This window comes from Dysgonomonas termitidis (assembly GCF_042654545.1).
Classification (GTDB): Bacteria; Bacteroidota; Bacteroidia; order Bacteroidales; family Dysgonomonadaceae; genus Dysgonomonas; species Dysgonomonas termitidis.
Window position 1 is genome coordinate 1 of record NZ_JBHSGN010000175.1, and the last position, 6193, is coordinate 6193.

Genomic DNA, 6193 nt, shown 5'->3' on the forward strand with positions numbered 1-6193 from the left:
CCATCTGACTAAATCAATTATTGCCATATATTTTTGTTTTTGAATGATTCATTTTCAATATTCCATCTCCTATTTAGGCTCATTAAGTACCTTGATAAACAACTGTTTATTATTCATTTTACATATGTCGACAGGAATGCTGATAACCGTGTCTTTTCGAACCTCTATAGTATCTGTAGGTATTTCATTTGTCGGATTATTAACTGATGTTTTCGGTTGGAATTGCATAGATTTGGACTTGTCATAATACGACTTGCTAAACCAGCCGCCGGTAAAAGCAATCGCTAAGACTATAAACATAACGGATGCGATGGTGAGTTTTTTCATTTTTCCGGTTTTTGATTTGGATTCATCTATTGTTTCTACACGGATATTAGGTTGTACATTTTCGTTTTCTATACCGACAGGTTCCTGTTCATCGCTTTGATACTCCACAAGAACTGCTGTAATATTGTCTTTCCCTCCCTTTTGGTTGGCTAACTCAATCAGTTGTTGTACTTTATCGTCGAGAGTGCGTGTGTCTGCCAGCACAGATACCATTTCCGAAGATTTAACCATATCGCACAAGCCATCCGAACAAAGCAGAAGTGTACTGTTTGGCTGTAAAGGGAAAACGGCAGAATCGAGAAAATCTTCATCATTAGTTTCGTGACGACCGGAACCTATATCCCTGTTGATAACATTGCGTTGCGGGTGGTTCATGGCCTCGTCTTCGCTCAGGTCGCCTACTTCTTCGCGATAGCCCACAAGCGAATGGTCATGGGAGAGTTTTTCCAATTTATTATGCCAATACTGGTACAATCGCGTATCTCCCACATGTACCATGTTGATTTGTTTGCGGGCTACCTCTACCAGACATGCCGTAAGTACACAACTCATATTGGCAAACTGCGTTTGAACGGTTCGCTCTTCAAAAATCTTGTTGTTAGCCTCGATAACAGCCTGTTTAAGTAATTCGAGCCGTTCGCCGTTGGGGTATTCCTGAAGATACTCTACTATGGTTTTTTGAGCAATTTCGGCAGCCACTTCTCCACCGTCGTAGCCTCCTACACCATCGATAGCGACGGCAAGGATATGATTTTCGTCCCAAATTTTTTGGACAATATAAGCATCCTCGTTGTTAGTGCGGATTTTACCCATATCGGTTTTACCCCAAAAAGAAATAGTATGTCCCATTTTATATATTTTTTAATTAGGATAATTATTGCGGTGTTGTTTAAATAAAAAGACGACTAGCGCCAGAATTGCTATGATCAATAAAAATTTCAACATAATTTATTTCGCTTTAAAATCAATAATAATATGATCATTTATAAGTATTGAGGATGATTTTGCCAAATCATACCATGTTATATCTGCTCCCTGACTGAGTTTAAGTGTCCGCGAATTGAGTTTGGTATTTCCAAAGGCGGCAATCTGAAACACGTTCTTTTCAAATTTTATAATCACATGGCTGTTTATCATATCGTCACTATCGAGTTTAAGGAATTTTGTTCCGCCACGGGTATCTTTCTTTCCCGATATTTCAATTTGCTGGTCGATCATAAAGTAGGATTTGGAAACTGATCCTTCTTTGAATTTCAGTACGGCATAGGCATTGGCTTCCATATCAGAGCCGGTTATGCTTACAGGTTCCTTGGCTGCACCAAACTCCTTATCGAAATTTATCCTGAATTTATCCTTATTCAGGATGTCCATTCCTAATAACGCATCCTTATTCATATTGTATGATTCCGTAGTTAGTGAACCTTGGGGTTTGCGGGTTGTTTTAATGTTAGTACCGGATGCCATATTAGCCGCTGAAAAATCGATGGAATAAAGTGAAGACATTATTATTGCCTCACCTGCCTCTACTACGGAGAACGAACCATTGCCTGCCTCTACATTATCACCGGCTCCACAGGACGAAAACTGGAAACTCCAATAAGTGGCGTGTGGAATATGATCGGCATATTGGGCCAGTTTTCCCTTTAAAAACTTATGGAATTTGGATGCAGAATCTTTCGATGTTTGCGCAAAACCCTGTTGGCGTTTGGCATAATCATCGGGATGCAGCACAATATTAAACGAAGTGGGATAAAGCATACTTTCGTCCGTGGTTTCTTCCGCAAAGCTCAGTTGGAAGTGTTCCAATATTTGGTTCACTAATTGTTGGCGGGAAAGTTCCCCCGGCTTATTTACACCCGTTGCATCGTCTTTGGGTATAAAACCGCTTGCGATTTTTTCAATTTTTTCTTTCAATTTTTGTAACATAATATAATGATTAGAAGTTTAACGATTTCATTTTTTTTCATTCACTTACTTATTTTTTTCTTTGCTTTGCAAGGTTTTTATCCGTTATTAAGTCGCTTTCGGTTACAATTTTCCAGTCACCGTTTATTTCCCTGAATACCAAATATGATGGATAATCAGTAACGTTATTATCTGCTGTAACACGTTTCATAAAATTACACCTGTATTCTGCATCGCTTATTTTCTCCACATCTATATTGCCAAATATTGCCTGTTTGAAATCCGGGATTTTAGAGAAAAGCGATATTTTTTTCTCTATACATATATTTTTATCCAATTGTGTACCGTAAAACAGGACAATACCATTAAATAAATCTGAAAATAAACCTGTATCTTTTGATAAATGGGCATCATTCCACTGAAAAACCAGTTTCCTTAATTCCTCTATTGTCTTTTCTGTTGCTTCCCGGGGTTCTGCTAGTGTTGAATCATGCCGTAGTGTGGAGATATAAACACATAAACCGAGGGCAATGATAGCAAATACGATTGCCAAAACAATAAAAAGCGGATTATACTTGGGTTTGACATTTTCTATACCGACACCGCAGTTTTCGCAAAAGCGTGCGTCTGTGTCATTTTCGAAATTACAATTCTTACAAAACATATTTTATTCTTTAATCCAACCGCTAATACGATACCTATATTTTTATTTAACTATCTTGAACTGCAGGCAAGCCGGAAGCCCACAAAGTTGTTCCGGTTGTCGGGCGAACCGTCGCCGCGGCTCGGGACGCGTACACCCTCCGCGAAGTCGCCCCAACTACCACCACGAGCCACGCGGTCAGAGCCCTCAGAAGCTCCGGCAGGATTTGTCTGCGCAGAAGCAGGATAGCTGCCGTACCAGTCGCTGCACCATTCCCATACATTGCCGCTCATGTCGTAAATACCCAGCTCGTTAGCCTGCTTTGTTCCCACCGGATGCGTCTTGTTGCCTGAATTATCTCCGTACCAGGCTACCTTGTCGGGAGAATAACTCCCGCTGTATTTGGCATCTGTCTTTTTGCTGCCGCCTCGGGCGGCATATTCCCATTCCGCCTCTGTCGGCAGGCGGTAAGTCTTGCCTGTCATACGGCTCAGTTCGCGGCAAAAACTCACAGCGTCGTCCCAGCTTACATTTTCCACCGGCAGGTTATCACCCTTAAAAGACGATGGATTGTTGCCCATGACCGCCTGCCACTGCGCCTGCGTTACTTCATATTTCCCAATGTAAAAATCACTTAATGTGACCCGGTGCGCAGGTTTTTCATTATCATAGCAATCATTGCCCTGTTCGGATGTGCAGCCCATGGTAAACGTACCGCCCTGTACATAGACCATTGCAGGCTCGGAGGGGTGAGGAGGGGTAGCGACAGTTGAATCACTAACTGTCCCTAGTGTGTTACTCTCAAGATATTCTCCGTTAAGTCCTATTTTCAATAAATTCCATGCAAGCACAGTAATTATTACGGTTAAAACCAAAATAATAGAAATAAAAACTGTTCTTTTAGGTTTGGGAGTTTCTATTTCAATGCTTGCACCGCAATTCTCGCAAAAGCATGCGTCTACATCATTTTCGAAATTACATTTTTTACAAATCATATCTTATTTTTTACTGTTATGCATTTTTTTCATCAGTGACTCACCCAATTTTCGATTGGATTTCTTCCAGTCACTATCTGTAGGAGACGGCCTATCCACACCTACATTATTCGGAACATACTTAAAGATAAGCGCAGTGAAAATGGCGGAGAGCAATGTAATGCAAGCACATATAATCAGAGAACTTATTTCGACATTGTTCATGATAGGAACTAAAACGATAAAAGCATACAGACTAATCAATATGGAATTAATAGCTAATGGTAAATGAACTATTTTCAATTTATATAAAACGATGACAGCTACAATTATAAATAGGAATCCGAAAATTGAAATAGTAGAAAGAGAGTTGCTTATATCAGCAAGCGAACTGTTCTCGTTTTCATATATTTTAAGACTATTATTATAAGATTCATCATGCTGTGTTACGGAAGCACTATATTCCTCCTTGGCTTTCGGCTCGGATACACTTGCTATAGCAAAATACAGGGCAAATAGTGTTAAAACATAAAACAGTATCAAATAACATTTTATTAATCGTTTGAGCGCTTTATTAGTTTCAATGGGACTTTTTTCAATACCTGCGCCGCAATTTTCACAAAAGCGTGCGTCCTTGTCATTTTTAAAACTACAATTCTTACAAAACATATTTTAATTTCTTTTTAAATCACTCATTAAAATAAAACCTCTTACATTATTACCTTTTTCATCACGATAAGTAATTTTTCCAAATCCTTTAAATTCATATTCAATCAAAAGGGTTGTTCCATATGGATAATAAGACCCCGCAGGAATTTTATCAAAATAAGCATCTGTTTCGGAATTTCCGTAATAATCATATATGTATGCAAATTCTGTAATTACATTATAGTAACTTTCTGTATTTTCAGAAATCGTTTTTTTCGATGCCGCTTCTGTTTTTACTTGAGAGGATACCATACTGTCTTGTATCACTTTACTCAAAGCCACACTGTCTTTTGCCGCTTCATTTTCATATGAAATGCTATCTACTGCTTCAAACGTTGGGTATTCTGCATGATTGCTACTACCTTCGTTTATGCTTATTATTACGGTAAAAACTACTATAATAAAACAAAATACCCCATTAATTATTAGCGACAAATTCCATTTGTTACGCGGCTTTTCGATTCGAATTTCCTGCAAATCCGCTCCACAGTTTTCACAAAAGCATGCGTCTGCGTCATTCTTAAAATTACATTTCCTGCAAATCATAACAGTTTTTTATTTTCTGCAAATGAATATTTATAAATAAGTATTGTAACTATGGCGGTAACGAACACAACAATTAATCCTAGTTCTTTACGTGCATCATAAAGTAATACAGGGATTACAGCATAAATACACAATAAAATGGCTGTTATGCCAAATGACAGTTTGATTTTTTTCATAACGAGCAACACGATAAGCATAATAAAAACACATATAATAAGAATACCCAATAACATTTTTGTTAAATCAAATGTTTCATATGCTCTATGGTATTTGTCTTGACTTGCTTCATATCCATATGCTAAGCGTGCGTCAGTATCACTACCATAAATACCTGTTTCTCTCTGCATTTGATCAGCGCGTTCAGCGGTAGTACACAACTCATCGAAAAATGCATGTTGGTATTTATTTGTAACAAATACGCCTACAACAAACACGTACAGCAGCACAATACAGCTCCATATCATTTTTTCAAGCCCTGATTGACCTTTCACCTGCAAACCCGTTCCGCAGTTCTCACAAAAGCGTGCGTCCTTGTCATTTTCAAGATTACATTCTTTACAAATCATACCTTATTTTTTAATTGTTCCTGTTTTCACTCCGTGCTCCGCACCATTTGCAGAAATGTGCTTTTTCATTGATGTTTTTACCACAAACCAGACAAGCTTTACCTGATATAATGCGCTGGCTTTCTTTCTGAGGAATAGCCTCTTGCGATTTTGGCACCGGCTTTGTTTCATTTTCTGGCGTTGCTTTGCTTTTTTGCAGTTCCTGGATTCTGGATTTTAATTGTTTTATTTCGTTTTCCTTATCATTATTTCCTTGCTGTAACTGAGCCGTAGTTTGCGTCAACTGATTGACGGTTTGGACAAGGCGTGTATTTTCAGCCTGCAATTTCCCTGCCAATTCATTATCTGCCCACCCCTTACTGCCGGCAAGCTGCCTTTCAACCTCGTCAAAAAATACTTGTGCATTCCTGTAACGGTTTCCTGGCTTCTTTTCAAGACATTTCATGATCATTGCTTCCAGCCAGACAGGATAATCCTTTTCATACTTTTTGCCCGGATTCGCTTCCTCAAATGCAGAACGGCGC

General features: G+C 38.8%; 8 protein-coding genes. All 8 read right to left on the reverse strand.

Translation table 11 applies throughout. From position 1 onward, the window contains the following. Window positions 1-69: 69 nt before the first annotated feature. Window positions 70-1176 carry a PP2C family protein-serine/threonine phosphatase gene (locus ACFO6W_RS25870; protein ID WP_380001994.1) on the reverse strand — a complete coding sequence of 369 codons (1107 nt, stop codon included), beginning with the start codon at window positions 1174-1176 and terminating at the stop codon, window positions 70-72. Between the two features lie 99 nt (window positions 1177-1275). Next, on the reverse strand, window positions 1276-2253 hold the full coding sequence (locus ACFO6W_RS25875) for a hypothetical protein (RefSeq protein ID WP_380001996.1): 978 nt from the start codon (window positions 2251-2253) through the stop codon (window positions 1276-1278). Window positions 2254-2302: 49 nt separating this feature from the next. After that, window positions 2303-2785 (reverse strand): hypothetical protein, encoded by a 483-nt coding sequence (locus ACFO6W_RS25880; protein ID WP_380001998.1) that lies wholly within the window; start codon window positions 2783-2785, stop codon window positions 2303-2305. 161 nt (window positions 2786-2946) lie between these two features. Next, a complete protein-coding gene (locus tag ACFO6W_RS25885) occupies window positions 2947-3870 on the reverse strand; it encodes an SUMF1/EgtB/PvdO family nonheme iron enzyme (protein ID WP_380002000.1) in 924 nt (307 codons plus the stop codon). A 3-nt stretch (window positions 3871-3873) separates the two neighbouring features. After that, complete coding sequence (locus ACFO6W_RS25890) at window positions 3874-4518, reverse strand: zinc ribbon domain-containing protein (RefSeq protein ID WP_380002002.1); 645 nt, start codon at window positions 4516-4518, stop codon at window positions 3874-3876. Window positions 4519-4521: 3 nt separating this feature from the next. Then, window positions 4522-5103, reverse strand: a complete 582-nt coding sequence (locus ACFO6W_RS25895) for a hypothetical protein (protein WP_380002004.1) — start codon at window positions 5101-5103, stop codon at window positions 4522-4524. Continuing rightward, on the reverse strand, window positions 5100-5669 hold the full coding sequence (locus ACFO6W_RS25900; RefSeq protein ID WP_380002006.1) for a zinc-ribbon domain-containing protein: 570 nt from the start codon (window positions 5667-5669) through the stop codon (window positions 5100-5102). The genes ACFO6W_RS25895 and ACFO6W_RS25900 overlap by 4 nt, the downstream gene beginning before the upstream one ends. Before the next feature lie 10 nt (window positions 5670-5679). Next, a partial coding sequence (locus tag ACFO6W_RS25905) for a hypothetical protein (RefSeq protein ID WP_380002008.1) occupies window positions 5680-6193 on the reverse strand: 514 nt, incomplete at its 5' end.